Here is a 14122-nt window from a genome sequence, read left to right as displayed (position 1 = left end):
ATCAATCGCATGGCCCGCCGGACAGGACTGATCCGGCCGCCCCATGCCCGGAGTAATCTGAATGAACATGCGCATGCTGATCGACGCGCGCCACCGGGAAGAAACCCGTGTCGCGGTCGTCAAGGGAAACCGAATCGAGGAATTTGACTTCGAATCCGCCGAGCACAAACAGCTCAAGGGCAATATCTATCTGGCCAAGGTAACGCGGGTCGAACCCTCGCTTCAGGCGGCGTTCGTCGATTATGGCGGCAACCGGCACGGCTTCCTCGCCTTTTCGGAGATCCATCCCGATTATTACCAGATCCCGCGCGAGGATCGTGAAGCGCTGTTGCGTGAGGAGGCAGAGCACGCCGCCCAGGAAGCCGCGCTGCGCGAGGAGGATGACGACGAAACCGCGGAAGCCGAGGCCCAGGGCGAGGCCGAGGGCGCGGAAGACGACGATCATGGCGAGCCTACATCTGAGGAAGGCGATGACGAGGGCGAGAATGGCGCAGCCCGGCCACGTCGCCGCAGGGGCGCACACGCCGAGGATCACAACGACGAGCTGCGCCGCAAGCGCATGGCGCTGCGCCGCCGCTACAAGATCCAGGACGTCATCAAGCGCCGCCAGGTGCTTCTGATCCAGGTCGTAAAGGAAGAGCGCGGCAACAAGGGCGCGGCGCTCACCACCTATCTCTCGCTTGCCGGGCGTTATTGCGTGCTGATGCCCAACACCAGCCACGGCGGCGGCATTTCGCGCAAGATCAACAACTCTGCGGATCGCAAGCGCCTCAAGTCGATCATCGCCGAGATGAACCTGCCCGCAACCATGGGCTGCATCGTCCGCACGGCCGGGCTGGAGCGCACCCGCACCGAAATCCGACGCGACTTCGACTATCTCGCCCGCTTGTGGGACGAGATTCGGGAAAAGACGCTAAAAAGCTCTGCCCCCGCGCTGATTCACAATGACAGCGATCTCATCAAACGCGCGATCCGCGACATCTACAACCGCGACATCGACGAGGTGGTAATCGAGGGCGACGAGGGTTATCGCGCCGCCAAGGATTTCATGAAGCTGCTGATGCCGAGCCACGCGCGCAAGGTGAAGCAATATGCCGACCCGGTCTCGCTGTTCCAGCGCCACGGCGTGGAAGATCAGCTCGCCGCAATGTATCATCCGGTGGTACAGCTCAAATCCGGCGGCTATCTTGTCATCAACCCGACCGAGGCTCTGGTTTCGATCGACATCAACTCCGGCCGGTCGACGCGCGAGCACAATATCGAGCAGACCGCGCTCAACACCAACCTTGAGGCTGCGCGTGAAATCGCGCGCCAACTCCGCCTGCGCGACATGGCGGGCCTCGTCGTCATCGACTTTATCGACATGGAGCACGGCTCCAACGTCCGCAAGGTCGAGAAAGCGATGAAGGAGGCGCTGAAGGACGACCGCGCGCGCATTCAGGTGGGCCGCATATCGGGCTTTGGCCTGATGGAAATGAGCCGCCAGCGCCTGCGCACCGGCGTGCTGGAGGCATCAACCCGCGCCTGTCCGCATTGTGAGGGTACGGGCCTGGTTCGAACCGCTTCCTCCGCGGGACTTTCCGCGCTGCGGATGCTTGAGGAAGAAGCCGCACGCGGCCGGGGCAGCCTCATCACGCTGCGCGCCAGCCAGGAAGCGGCCTTCTATGTTCTCAACAACAAGCGGCGCGAGCTGGACGAAATCGAGCAGCGTTACGGCGTAACGATCGTCATCTTGCCCGATGGCGAGGTGGAAGGCGCGCGCATGTCCGTCGAGGCGAGCGGGCCGAGGCCGCTGGTCCAGGTCAACTACGCTCCCATCGCCGAGGTTGAGGACGATGACCTCGTGCTCGATGAAGCGGACGACGAGGAAGACATACCCGAGAACGAGACGCGGGCCGAGCGCGACGCGCGCGAAGACCGGGAGGATCGTGAAGACCGCGAAGGTGGTCGCCGCCGCCGCAGGCGTCGCCGCCGCCGTGGTGGCCGTCGCGAGGAGGGCGAGGCTCAGGGGACCGAGCGCGAAGCCGGCGACGAGGCCCAAGAGGAATCGACCGAAGTAGAAGCGGTTGCCGAGGGAGAGGACGAACAGAACTCCCCTGTCAGCGCCGAAGATGGCGACGAAAACCGGCGCCGCAGCCGCCGTGGCCGCAGGGGCGGCCGCCGTCGGCGTGGCGAGGAAGAGGGTGAGGCTGCCGAGGACGCGACGCCGGAAGCCGAGGCTTCGGCCGACGAGAGCGAAGCAGTTGCAGCCGAGGCGGCTACCGAGCCCGCGGTAGCAGCCGAGGCCGAGGAAGAGCCGAAGCCCAAAGCCCGCCGCACCCGGGCGCGCAAGCCAAAGGCCGAAGAGCAAGCGGAGGCGGCGCCTGCTCAGGAACAGCCAGCGACGGCCGAACCTGCCGCCGAACCGGCCAGCGACGCTGCACCCGAAGCACCCGCGCCCAAACCCAAGCGCACCCGCCGCAAGAAGGCGGATGCGGTAGCCGAGCCTGTGGAGGAGTCGGCTGCAGCCGCGCCTTCGAGCTCCTCCGATAGTCTGGCCTCGGCTCCGACCGCGCAGGCAGCTGTGGAGGAACCGGCATCTGTAGCCGCAGAGGCCTCGACCAGCGCGGACGAGGAGACCGGCGAACCGCGGCGCGGCTGGTGGCAACGTACCTTCGGCGCATGAGGCATCGGGCACGGGCGCGGGCCCGTTGCCCGCGCCGTGTCGTCCAGCATGTCATCTTCTGTTCAGCATGAAGGGGGCAGGGAAGGCGGCATGCGTAATCTCCTTTCGTTTCGCTTCACCCTGCTGCCGCGTGCCCTGCTTTGCCTGCTGCTGAGCTTCGCTCTGCTGACCCAGCCTGCGCGTGCGCAGCAGATATTACGCGATGCGGAGACCGAAGCATTTCTGCGCGAGATCTCTGCACCGTTGATAGAGGCGGCTAGTCTCAGCCCCAACAATGTGCAGGTGTTGCTGATCAACGATCGCAACATCAACGCCTTTGTGGCAGGCGGGCAGATCGTATGGATACATTCCGGCCTGATCACGGCGGCGGACAATGCCAACCAGGTCCAGGGCGTCATCGCGCACGAGCTGGGCCATATCGAGGGCGGCCACATCATTCGCGCTGGCGAGGGCATGAAGGCGGCGACTGGCATCACGCTGTTGTCGTTGCTGCTCGGTGCGGCGGCAATGGCGGCAGGCGGGGCCGAGGCGGGCATGGGTATTATCTCTGCAGGGCAGCAGGCCGCGCTCGGCAAATATCTCGCCTTCTCCCGCACCCAGGAAAGCAGCGCCGACCTTGCTGGCGCGCGCTATCTGAGCAAGGCTGGGATCAGCGGCCAAGGCAGCATCGCCTTCTTCAAGAAGCTGCAAAACCTTGAATATCGCTATCGCCTGCGCGAGGAGGCGGATGATGGCTATGCCACCACTCACCCCTTGTCCACCGACCGCATTTCCTACCTGACCGAGGTCTATCAGAAAGACCCTGCCTGGAATGCGAAGACATCGCCAGAGATAGAGGCGCGCTTCCAGCGCATCAAGGCAAAGCTGGCGGGGTTCGTCGACGATCCGGCGCAGACGCTACGCACCTATCCCGAGAGTGACCAGTCGCTCCCCGCTCATTACGCGCGAGCCTATGCCTGGCACAAAAGCGCCTATCCGGACAAGGCGCTGGCCGAAACGCGGGCGCTGACAAAGGCACAGCCGCATGACCCCTATTTCCTGGAATTGCAGGGGCAGGTGCTGCTGGAAAGTGGGCGGGCAGCAGAGGCTATCCCCCCGCTGCGCGAGGCCGTGCGGCTCACGAACAGCCAACCCTTGATTGCCACGTTGCTGGGCCACGCCCTGATCGCAACGGAAAACGATACGAACTATGCCGAGGCAGAGCGGGTGCTGCGCGCAGCTGTGGCGAAAGACAGGGAGAATCCCTTCGCGTGGTATCAGCTCGGCGTGGTGTACGACCATCGGGGAGACAATGCGCGTGCGGCCCTTGCAACGGCAGAACGCTATGCACTGGAGGGGAATAACCCGCTGGCGCTGCGCAATGCGGAAACGGCGATGGCGGGCATCGACAAGGCCAGCCCGGATTTCCTGCGCGCACAGGACATCGCGATGGCAGCGCGCGGCGAGATGGACAACGCGCGCAAGGGCCGCAAGAAAGACAAAGGGGGCGGTGGTGACGCCCCCGAAGGAAAGAACGCCTCTTGACCAGCCCCTCCACTCCTCCCGGCCTGCGCGCCGCACTCAGCAACAGGACGATACAGATGATGCTCGGACTCTTTGCCGCCGCCGCAGTCGCGTCAACTGCAGCGATGGCGGTGGGCTCGTCGGATGGCGCACAGACAACAGACCCGACTGAGCGGGCACGGATCGAGCAGATCGTGCACGACTACATCCTGTCTCACCCAGAGATCCTGCCGCAAGCGATGGAACGCCTTAAGGACAAGCGCATGGCCGAGGCGGTAAACACCCACCGCAAAGAGCTGGAAACGCCGTATGCGGGCGCATGGGAGGGCGCGAAAGACGGCGATGTCACGCTTGTCGAATTTTTCGACTATAATTGCGGCTATTGTCGAGCCTCGCTCCCCGATATCACAAAGCTGATCGCCGAAGACGCGAAGGTGAAGGTTGTATATCGCGAACTGCCGATCCTCTCCGAGGAAAGCACCTTGGCCGCGCGCGTGTCTCTGCTGGCGGCAGAGCAGGGCAAATATACCGCCTTCCACAAGGCGCTATATGGGGGCGGGCGGGTTTCCAGGGACAGCATACTCGCCGCCGCCGCCAAGGTCGGCATCGACCGAAAGGCCGCCGAAACGGCGATCACCAGCAATCGTTATGATCCGGAGATCGAGGCCAACCTCAAGATGGCGCAGGAAATTGGCGCCAGCGGCACGCCAACCTTCGTGGTGGGAGGAAGGGTGCTGGGCGGCGCGGTGGGTTACGAGGCGCTGAAAGAAGCAGTCGCCTCGGCTCGTTCCGCCTCGAAATAACCAGGACTATAGCTCAGCTGCCGTTGGGTCCGGTATTGTCGCCGCTGCCCCCGCCACCGCCTACGCCACCCGCGCCGACTGCGCCGATGTTGCCGAAGATGTCCTCGAACAGGCTGCGCTCGCGGCCCAGCGTAGGCGTCTTGCCGCCCTTGGGCGAGATATCCGCCACCTTGTCCAGCCCCGCCTTGTCTACTCCCGCAACATTGCCTGCCGCATCAAACCGGACGCGCAGGACCGTCTGATCCGTTGGCTTGGGGTTGGCGAAGGCGAGCTGCTTCATGTCCCGCGCGACATAATACCAATCCTGATTGCCGAACTGGCTGACGAAGCTTGGTCTACCCAGCGTGCCCTCGACAGACTGGCGATTATCGACGCCGGGCTGAATCGAATCGACCAGCAGGCTGTCTACCAGATAACCCTGATGCGTGCGCATCCGCGCACAGCCGGAGAGTGCGATCGTGGCACCGGCCAGCGCTATCGTCAGGGCAACTGTCTTGAAACGCATCATACTCTCCTGCGGGTCATCCCGCGTCCAGGCACCATTGCATAACCGGTGCCTTGCCTCCAATATGGGATTGCATCGCGCCGCACAAGCCATAGTGAGAGGCGGGCGCCAAGCGCCATGTGCGCCAGAGAGGTTGTTTATTTCCATGTCCTTGCTTGACCGCCTTTTCAACCGCCAGCCGGACCCGCGCCTGACGATGCAGCCGCTCTATCAGGCGATCGTGCATCGCGGGCGGGCGGTGCACTGGTATGTCGAAGGTGCCGTACCCGACACGCTGGACGGGCGGTTCGACATGGTCGCCGCAATCCTGTCGCTGGTGCTGCTGCGGCTGGAGCAAGCGGACCTTCGGCACGAGAGCGTGTGGCTGACCGAGTTGTTCGTCGACGACATGGAAGCGCAGCTCCGCCAGATCGGAATCGGCGATATCGTCGTCGGCAAGCATATCGGGCGGATGATGAGTGCGTTGGGCGGGCGCCTCTCTGCCTATCGGGAGGGGCTGGCTCACGGTGGAGACATGAACGCCGCGCTCCGCCGAAACCTCTATCGCGGTGATCCGGTGTCAGACGATGCGGTGGCCGATGTCGAGGCTCGACTGCGCGCCTTTGCCGCAGGGCTGGAGGCAATCGAACCCGCGCGTTTGCTGGCAGGAGAATTGCCCGCATGAGCGAGGCGGCGCCCGAATTCTCCCGCATCGTGCGGCTGGACGCCATCGGCCGCGCTCGCTGGCCCGCGCATATCGAGGCGAGTGAGGCCGAGCGCACGGCGCTGTCGCGACGGTTCGGCTTTGTCGACATCACCTCTCTGGAGGCCGACTATAGCCTTACCCCGGACAGGCAGGGGATACTTGCGACCGGAGAGGTCCGCGCGAGCCTCTCGCAGCCCTGCGTTGCTACATCGGAACCGGTTACCGAACAGGTGCAGGAGGCTTTCTCGATCCGCTTCGTGCCAGCGGAGAATGACCTGCCAGCGCGAACCGATGACGAAGTCGAGATTGACGCCAGCGAGCTGGATGTCGTGCCTTACACCAACGGGCGGATTGACATCGGCGAGGCGGTGGCGGAGACGCTGGCGCTGTCAGTCAATCCATTCCCCCGCTCACCAAACGCAGACACATTCCTTCAGGAGGCAGGCGTCCTTAGCGAGGATCAGGCTGGTCCTTTTGCCGCGCTGGCAGCCCTTAAGAACAAATAAAAGCGATTGGACGCGTCAGGCTATTCCTTCGCGTCCTCCATTTTTTCCGGGGTTACTTCGGCCTTATCTTTCTCCACCGGTTTGCGCTTCTGAAAGACGCTGTCCATATATGCCTGATCCTCAGGCGTAAGGCACTCCGCGAAATCGGGGAAATGCTCTTCCTCTTCCTCCTCGATGTGGTGGAGGTACCGGTGCTGCATTTCGCGGAATTTTGTGAGCCATTCGTCACTGCCCGAATCGGTCGAGGCGAGGTCGTTCAGCATTTCCTCGACTTCGTGATGCTCCGAAACAGAATGGCGCACTTCCGATGTCAACTTGGGCTTGCGCATCACGGTTGAGTAAAGCGCCTGTTCTTCGGCGGCAGCGTGAGCCTTTGCCTCAAGGGTGAACTGGCTGAAGAGCTCGATCCTTTCCTCATCTTCGCTGTGGGTCCGGTCAATCCGAGCGAGCAGCGCGCGGTGCTTGTCGTGATCCTGTTTAAGCGTCGAGAAGATATCGTGCTGCTGAGCCATATGCGTCTCCCGGATGGAATTTCGGGAGATTAACGTTCCGACCTGCCGTTGGTTGCCAAGGCAACCACCCGTCGACGGTCAGAACGGGATGACGCGCGATTTCTCGGTAAACTTCATATAGCCTGCGTTGATACCTGCACGCCAGCCGACGCCGAGCCGGATGGGAATGAGCACAACATCGCCGCGCCGCAGATAGGTGGCGGTGAACCCGCCCACAACATACAGCGCCCCTTCCGCCTGCGGATAGCGCCTGAACAGATCCTGGCTGTCGTAAAGGTTATAGACCAGCACGAAAACCTTGGACGCATTGCCGCCGACATCGAAGCCCACCGACGGTCCGGTCCAGTAAACCTTTCGCTCGCCCTCGACCTTGTGGTTCATCGTGCCCGAGCCATAGCGCAAACCAACCACAAGCGCGCCCGATGCCTCTCGCCCGGCGATATATGCATTGGGCTGCCCCCTGTCCTTAAGGACCTTCTCCAACAGGCTGGCAAGCCCTTCAGCGCCACGGCCGAATACGCCTTCGGCCGCGCTGACGATATCGTCCTTTTGATAGGAGGACTTGGGATCGGGTGCGGCCGGCACTGTCGCAGCGGCGGGCGCCGCGGTGGTAGCGGGTGCATTAACCGGCGGCGGCGGAGGCGGAACCGGCGCTTCGGTGCCGCCGGGAGGTGCCAAATCTGCATCGATCGCCTGATTGGGATCAACGGTCTGTACCTGCGCCAGCGCCGGAGCAGGCGCGAGCGCCAGGCCGGATGCGATCAGCACGCCTACTGCCGCCTGCGCCATCCGTGCCGTAAAATTCCTGAAATGCGCCATGATATTCATGCCCTCACCCTTTGCGCCCGGTCTTGGCATATTCGGCCCGGCACATGAAACGGCAATGAACGAACGGCGACCTGAGTCGATTCTGCGCCGAACCGAATCGAACGTTCGCTGCCGAACTATTTCTGAAGCCAGCGTGTCGCCTTGAACCAGATTGCCATCGCACCACCTCCGAATGCGCAGAACGCCACCACCCCCCAAAACGCCCATGGCTCACGCGCGAAGGGTATACCCTCCACATTCATGCCAAGCAGGCCGGTGATGAAGGTAAGCGGCAGGAACACAAGCGCAACGATGGCGAGTACGAGCGCCTGCCTATTCATATGCTCGGCGCGCAGATCGGTCAGTGCCTCGTGCGTAAGCGCCGCACGCTCGCGCACCGACTCCAGTTCCTCGACCATGCGTGCACAGCGGTCCGCCGCTTCCTGGAGATGCAGGCGGTCGTCAGGCTCGAGCCAGTCGGCGGGCATCGTCATCAACCGCTCAGTCGCCTGCCGTTGGGGAGCGAGGAAGCGGCGATAAGAGATCGCCTCCGCCCGCAGTTGCGCTACTTTCTGACGCTCTATCGTGCTGCCGTCTTCCAGCACGCTGCTTTCGATCGCGTCGAGCGCATCACCGAGGTCGGCGATTTCGGGATCGAGCGCGTCGGTGATCTCTATCGCGGTGGCGGCGATCAGGTCTCCGGGGTCCCTCAGTTCCCCCGCCAGCATCCGCGTGATCAGCCGGTCAAGCACGCCCAGCTCGCGGTAGGACAAGCTGACCACGAGGCCGCGCTGCGCCCAGAAGCGGATCGAGACGAGCGGGTCGCCATCGATAGCGGAAGGCGCACCCAGCCCGCGCATGTTAACGAGCGCGCCCTCATCAAACTGGGCACAGCGTGGGCGCGTTTCCTGCGCCTTCAGGGCCGCAACCGCAGGCGACGGGATGTGGGCGAACCGGGTGAGTATCGTGTCGACATCGTCAACCTTACCATCGAGATGCACCCACAGGAACTCGTGCTCAGGGTCATGCGCAAGGCAGGCGCTTAACTCGATCTCGCGCGTACCGCCGGAGCTGTGCAGGAAGAAGCGGCTCATGCTTGATCCTCGGCGCGAAACAGCCAGAGCGCAAGGCCCGGCCCCTCCCACTGCGGCACATCAAGAGCGACGATTCGGGCGGCATCAGCACGAGCGCGGTTGAGGATGGCGGGCGCGATGCCCGGCATGTGATACACCGCATCCGCCTGCCCCAGCAGCCGCGCGGCGCGCAGGGTAAGGTCGTCCGGGTCTTCCGAGACCACAGGGATTGTTTCGAGGCGGGTAGCGGAGTGACCACCACCAGCTTGAGACAACCACTGCACCACCGCTTCCTCTCTGGCGCCGGCAAGAGGATCGAGCACCCCTCCCTCGGCCAGCGCATCGTCAATGGCGCGGCGGCGGGCAGCAGCATCGGGCCAGCGGGAGCGCATCCCGGCTCGCGCGCTGCTCAGCGCCCTCGCCAGCGAACCTAGCGACGCAGGAAAGAGCGCCTCCAGCCGTTGGCGCAGAGCTTTTGCAAGTCCCGCCGATGCGCCGCCAGTGCTGATGGCGATCAGCACTGGATCACGATCCACAATCGCGGGCAGCGTGAAATCGCACAGAGCCGGGCGGTCTACCGCATTTACCAGCACGCCCCGCGCCCTCAGCCGCGCCACCGCCGCCTGCGCCTGCGCGTCGTCCTCCATAGCCACGATCGCCAGCGCCGCTTGTGCCGTTTCATCGGTGTGGACATCCGCGCCCGCCCGCTCCAGCAACCGGCGCTTCGCGTCCGCCGCCTCGCCCTCACCCAGCAGGATGACCAGCCGCCCATCCAGCTTCACGAAGAGGGGCAGGCTGTGCATATTCCATCAATCCCGCAGCCAGCCCGGCACATGCTCGGCAGCGATCAGCGTTTCGGGCAGCACCCGCTCCGCCACCACGGCAAAGCGCGCGCCGTCTACCATCACCTCGGGCACGAGCGCACGGCTGTTATAAGTGCTCGCCATGGTCGCGCCATAGGCGCCTGCCGTGCGAAATATCGCAAGGTCGCCCGACTTCACGGCATCAATCTCGCGCGCCATGGCGAAGGTGTCGCCTGTTTCGCACACCGGCCCGGCAATATTGGCGACAATGCGCTCGCCGCCAGGATGCACCGCCTCGAAATCATGGAAGGCATCATACATGGCCGGGCGCGCCAGATCGTTCATAGCGGCGTCGACGATGACATAGGGCCGCGCTACACCCGGCTTCACCCATATGACGCGCGTAAGCAGCACGCCCGCATTGCCGACGATCACGCGCCCCGGCTCGAACATCAGGGTCACGTCCCAGCCATTTGTGACGCGCGCAACCATCGCGCCATAGTCCGCCGGGCTGGGGGGAACCTTGTCCCGCTCGTAAGGCACGCCAAGGCCACCGCCCAGATCGACTCGGTCGATCGTACGCCCTGCCGCGCGCAGCTCTGCTACCAGCGCGCCGACGCGGGCATAGGCGGCTTCGAGCGGCGCGAGATCGAACAGCTGGCTGCCTATGTGGCACGCCACCCCGCGCAGGTTGAGGCCTGCAAGCCCGGATAGCCGCGCGAAGATCCCCATCGCCTCGCTGATCGGCACGCCAAACTTGTTCTCGGACTTGCCGGTTGAGATTTTCGCGTGGGTGCCTGCATCCACATCCGGGTTTACGCGCAGCACGGCGGATGCCGTCTTGCCCATCTGCGCGGCCATCGCCGCCAGCACGGCGCCTTCTTCCTCTAGTTCGATGTTGAACTGCCCAATGCCAGCTTCCAGCGCGTGCGCCAGCTCCGCCCGCGTCTTGCCGACGCCCGAGAAAACAATGTCCTGCGCCTTCATCCCCGCCGCCAGCGCCCGCGAGATTTCGCCACCGGACACCACATCCGCACCGAAGCCCTGACGCGCCAGCACGTTGAGAACCGCCAGATTGGGGTTCGCCTTGATCGCGAAAGCGATGTGGGTGCGCGGCAGAGCGGCAAGCGCCGCCTTGAACACCTGTGCATGCCGCTCGAGCGTGGCGCGGGAATAGATATAGACCGGCGTGCCGACCGCCTCGGCAATCATGCTGAGCGAAACATCCTCGGCGTGGAGGACGCCGTCCCTGTATGTGAAATGATCCATCGGCTTTTGCTTTATGAAATAATGTCAGGAAGGCGGCAGATCGAAATAGTCGTCGCCCCGCTCGTAGGAGCGATCGAGCGGCTCACCGCTCCGGTTCGGTCGTGCCTGCGTTTCGAAGCGAGTCATCTCGCCTGGCGTCTCCGCCCGTTCGGCCCCGCGCGCGACCGGAGGGGGCGGCGTACCCGGCGTCTGCTCCAGCTCCTTGCGCACGCCGCAGGCCGAAAGGGTGAGCAGCACCAAGATGATCGCTCGTCTCATATGCCTGTCCCCGCCAGCTCTGTTTTCGCCTGCGCGATCCGCAGACGCACCTGCACAGGCGCGGTGCCGCCATGACTCACCCTGCTCGCAACCGAGGCATCGACCGTCAACACCGAGTAGACCCGCTCATCGATGCGCGCGTCTATCCTCTGCAAATCGGCCAACGACAGTTCGGCGAGCGGCATCGCCCTCTCCTCCGCCAGCTTTACCGCCCGCCCCGTGATGTGGTGCGCCTCGCGGAACGGAATATCCGCCTCCCGCACCAGCCAGTCGGCAAGGTCCGTCGCTGTGGCAAAGCCGCTCTGCGCCTGCGCGCGCATCCTGTCGGTGCGAAAGGTCACGGTCTCCACCATGCCGGTCATCGCTGCAATGCTAAGGCCAAGCAGGTCATGCGCCTCGAACACCGGCGGCTTGTCGTCCTGCATGTCCTTGGAATAGGCGAGCGGCAGGCCCTTCATCGTCACGCACAAGGCGGTCATGCAACCCATGATCCGCCCCGCATGGCCGCGAACCAGCTCCGCAGCATCCGGGTTGCGCTTTTGCGGCATGATCGAGCTGCCGGTCGAATAGGCATCGGGCAGCGCGACGAAGCCGAAGGGCTGACTCGCCCAGATGATAAACTCCTCGGCCAGACGCGAGAGGTGAAGCGCGCATTGCGTCGCCGCCATCAGGTAATCGAGCGCGAAGTCCCTGTCGGACACGCTGTCGAGGCTGTTATCCGTGGGCGCATCGAACCCCAGCGCAGCGGCTGTGTTGCGCCGGTCTATCGCAAAGCCGGTGCCCGCCAGCGCAGCGGCGCCGAGCGGGCACTGGTTGAGCCGCGCGCGCGCATCGGCAAAGCGCGAAACATCCCGCTTCAGCATCTCGTAATAGGCCATCAGGTGATGGCCCATCGTTACCGGCTGTGCGCTCTGCAGATGCGTAAAGCCAGGCATGACGCTGTCGGCATGCTCCCCGGCCCGCGCCACCAGCGCCGCCTGCAAGCCCTGCAGCCCCGCTAGTACCTCGTCTATCGCGTCGCGCACCCACAGGCGAAAGTCGGTTGCCACCTGATCGTTGCGGCTGCGCGCGGTGTGCAGCCGCCCGGCCGCCGGGCCAATCAGCTCTGCGAGGCGCGACTCGGTGACCATATGGATGTCTTCCAGCGCCATGTTGACCGGCACGCCGTCGCGCTCATATTCCGCAGCAACCCGGCTCAGCCCCTCGGTTATAGCCTGTGCATCCTCGCCGGAAACGATGCCCTGCACCGCGAGCATGGCCACATGCGCCTTCGACCCGGCGATGTCCTGCTTCCACAGCCGCTTGTCGAACGGTATCGAGGCGTTTATCTCGCGCATGACCGCGGCTGGCCCTTCGGCGAAGCGCCCGCCCCACATGCTGTTGGAGCCTGCCGTCATGTCTGTTTCGTCCCGCACGCTGATTGCCTTGTTCCTGACCGGGGTGTCGCTCGGCGCCTGCGATAAGCAATCCGCGCCGCATGAGCAAGACAATGCGGTCACCGCCGGCGAAGTAACGGGCGGCAGCAGCGCGCAGGACAAGGCGGCGCGCTATCAGGTTGACCGCAGCAAGACGGGCAGCGAACTGCCAGACCACGCCTTCCTCGATGCTGCAGGCAAGGAACTGACGCTTGCGCGCTTCAAGGGCAAGCCGATCCTCGTCAACCTGTGGGCAACATGGTGTGCGCCCTGCGTCGCGGAGATGCCGCAGCTGGATCGCATCGCCACGAGTTACGCCAAAAGCGGGCTTCAGGTCATCCCGATCTCGCAGGACACGATGGAGCCGGAGAAGGTGGTCGCCTTCTTCAACGCCAAGGGGTTTCGCACCATGAAGACCTGGCTTGACCGGGAGAATGCCTTCGGCTTCGGCTATGGCGGCGGCGTATTGCCGATGAGCGTGCTATACTCATCGCAAGGAACCGAGATCGCGCGCATTATCGGCGCGCCGGATTGGGAGGGGGCAGAGATGCGCGCACTGATCGAGGAAGCGGTGAATGAATAGCCGCCGGTTCGCAGCGCTCGCACCGCTGATGCTGATGGCTGCCTGCGGCAGCGCGGACGAGCCTCAAAACCTCGCCTCGCTGGAAGCCAAGGTTGCGCGCAATGCAGTGGACCCCGCACTGCGCGATGCGCTGGAAACACCGATCGCGACCGACCCTGACCTGCGACGCGAGGGCAACCGCGACGGCTTGAGGCCCGCCGACAAGCCGCTGGACGGGTCAGTGCCTGTCGGCCTGTCGCTGCGCGATGCGCAGGCGCGCGCGCTCAGGCTGGCGGGGGGCAAGCTGCTCCCCACGCCGCCAGCGACAAAGACTGTCACCACAGCTGGCGGTGCGATCACCCTGGCCGGCATCGCGCGCGAGCAGGGCCTTAGCGCTGCCTGCGAAGACCCGCGCCTCGATTATGACATGGGCTGGGCCAACCGCCTGCCCGCGCACCTGCCGCTATATCCCGGCGCGGCTCTGAAAGATGCGGCAGGAGCGGACGATCCGAAATGTACGATCCGCGCCGCGACCTTCGCGACTGGAACGGACGCTGGACCGGTGCTCGACTTTTACTACACACTCGCGCGGCGCGCTGGCTTCTCGGTCGAGCATGTGGAGCAGGACGGCGGCCACGCCCTTAAAGGTACCCGCACAAAGGATGGCGCAGCCTTCTATCTCGCACTGCGTTCAGCACCGGGTGGCGGCATCGACGCTGATCTGGTGGCCAGCCAGCGCCGCTGATCACACGCAAT

General features: G+C 64.3%; 15 protein-coding genes. 7 read left to right on the top strand and 8 right to left on the bottom strand.

Features of this window, described 5'->3' with window-relative positions; genetic code table 11:
• The first annotated feature begins 61 nt into the window (after nt 1–61).
• The 3 genes from OOT33_RS11635 to OOT33_RS11625 all read left to right on the top strand — a co-directional run bounded on the left by OOT33_RS11635 (nt 62) and on the right by OOT33_RS11625 (nt 4971).
• Nucleotides 62–2665, top strand: a complete 2604-nt coding sequence (locus OOT33_RS11635) for an Rne/Rng family ribonuclease (protein ID WP_307750186.1) — start codon at nt 62–64, stop codon at nt 2663–2665.
• A gap of 90 nt (nt 2666–2755) precedes the next feature.
• The gene (locus OOT33_RS11630) at nt 2756–4189 is read left to right on the top strand and encodes a M48 family metalloprotease (RefSeq protein WP_307750185.1); all 1434 of its coding nucleotides are present in this window, start codon (nt 2756–2758) and stop codon (nt 4187–4189) included.
• 56 nt (nt 4190–4245) lie between these two features.
• Entirely contained in the window at nt 4246–4971 is a 726-nt protein-coding gene (locus tag OOT33_RS11625) for a DsbA family protein (protein ID WP_307750369.1), read from the top strand.
• Nucleotides 4972–4984: 13 nt separating this feature from the next.
• On the opposite strand, the gene OOT33_RS11620 is transcribed toward OOT33_RS11625, so the two are convergent.
• Nucleotides 4985–5479, bottom strand: coding sequence for an outer membrane protein assembly factor BamE (locus OOT33_RS11620; protein WP_373690556.1), 495 nt, complete (start codon nt 5477–5479; stop codon nt 4985–4987).
• 142 nt (nt 5480–5621) lie between these two features.
• On the opposite strand from OOT33_RS11620, the gene OOT33_RS11615 reads away from it, so the two are divergent.
• Both OOT33_RS11615 and OOT33_RS11610 read left to right on the top strand, forming a co-directional pair.
• A complete protein-coding gene (locus OOT33_RS11615) occupies nt 5622–6140 on the top strand; it encodes a ubiquinol-cytochrome C chaperone family protein (protein WP_307750183.1) in 519 nt (172 codons plus the stop codon).
• Entirely contained in the window at nt 6137–6667 is a 531-nt protein-coding gene (locus OOT33_RS11610; protein WP_307750182.1) for a YceD family protein, read from the top strand. The genes OOT33_RS11615 and OOT33_RS11610 overlap by 4 nt, the downstream gene beginning before the upstream one ends.
• 20 nt (nt 6668–6687) lie before the next feature.
• Here the strand turns inward: OOT33_RS11610 and OOT33_RS11605 are convergent, their stop codons facing one another.
• The 7 genes from OOT33_RS11605 to argH all read right to left on the bottom strand — a co-directional run bounded on the left by OOT33_RS11605 (nt 6688) and on the right by argH (nt 12765).
• Nucleotides 6688–7179, bottom strand: coding sequence for a hemerythrin domain-containing protein (locus OOT33_RS11605; protein ID WP_307750181.1), 492 nt, complete (start codon nt 7177–7179; stop codon nt 6688–6690).
• Between the two features lie 78 nt (nt 7180–7257).
• Entirely contained in the window at nt 7258–8007 is a 750-nt protein-coding gene (locus OOT33_RS11600) for a DUF1134 domain-containing protein (RefSeq protein ID WP_373690555.1), read from the bottom strand.
• A 116-nt stretch (nt 8008–8123) separates the two neighbouring features.
• On the bottom strand, nt 8124–9080 hold the full coding sequence (locus OOT33_RS11595) for a CorA family divalent cation transporter (RefSeq protein WP_307750180.1): 957 nt from the start codon (nt 9078–9080) through the stop codon (nt 8124–8126).
• Nucleotides 9077–9862, bottom strand: coding sequence for an NAD(P)-dependent oxidoreductase (locus OOT33_RS11590; protein ID WP_307750179.1), 786 nt, complete (start codon nt 9860–9862; stop codon nt 9077–9079). Before OOT33_RS11590 ends, OOT33_RS11595 begins: the two co-directional genes overlap by 4 nt.
• A gap of 6 nt (nt 9863–9868) precedes the next feature.
• Entirely contained in the window at nt 9869–11131 is a 1263-nt protein-coding gene (gene lysA, locus OOT33_RS11585; RefSeq protein ID WP_307750178.1) for a diaminopimelate decarboxylase, read from the bottom strand.
• A gap of 24 nt (nt 11132–11155) precedes the next feature.
• A complete protein-coding gene (locus tag OOT33_RS11580; protein ID WP_307750177.1) occupies nt 11156–11389 on the bottom strand; it encodes a hypothetical protein in 234 nt (77 codons plus the stop codon).
• Nucleotides 11386–12765 (bottom strand): argininosuccinate lyase, encoded by a 1380-nt coding sequence (gene argH, locus OOT33_RS11575; RefSeq protein WP_307750367.1) that lies wholly within the window; start codon nt 12763–12765, stop codon nt 11386–11388. Before argH ends, OOT33_RS11580 begins: the two co-directional genes overlap by 4 nt.
• Nucleotides 12766–12784: 19 nt before the next feature.
• On the opposite strand from argH, the gene OOT33_RS11570 reads away from it, so the two are divergent.
• Nucleotides 12785–13387: a redoxin family protein gene (locus OOT33_RS11570; protein ID WP_307750176.1), complete on the top strand. Its 603-nt coding sequence runs from the start codon at nt 12785–12787 to the stop codon at nt 13385–13387.
• The gene (locus tag OOT33_RS11565) at nt 13380–14111 is read left to right on the top strand and encodes a hypothetical protein (RefSeq protein WP_307750175.1); all 732 of its coding nucleotides are present in this window, start codon (nt 13380–13382) and stop codon (nt 14109–14111) included. The genes OOT33_RS11570 and OOT33_RS11565 overlap by 8 nt, the downstream gene beginning before the upstream one ends.
• Nucleotides 14112–14122: the final 11 nt, after the last annotated feature.

The organism is Sphingobium sp. DEHP117 (genome assembly GCF_030867385.1).
Classification (GTDB): Bacteria; Pseudomonadota; Alphaproteobacteria; order Sphingomonadales; family Sphingomonadaceae; genus Sphingobium.
The sequence above is the reverse complement of the archived record's forward strand: the minus strand, read 5'-3'. Positions and strand labels throughout refer to the sequence as shown.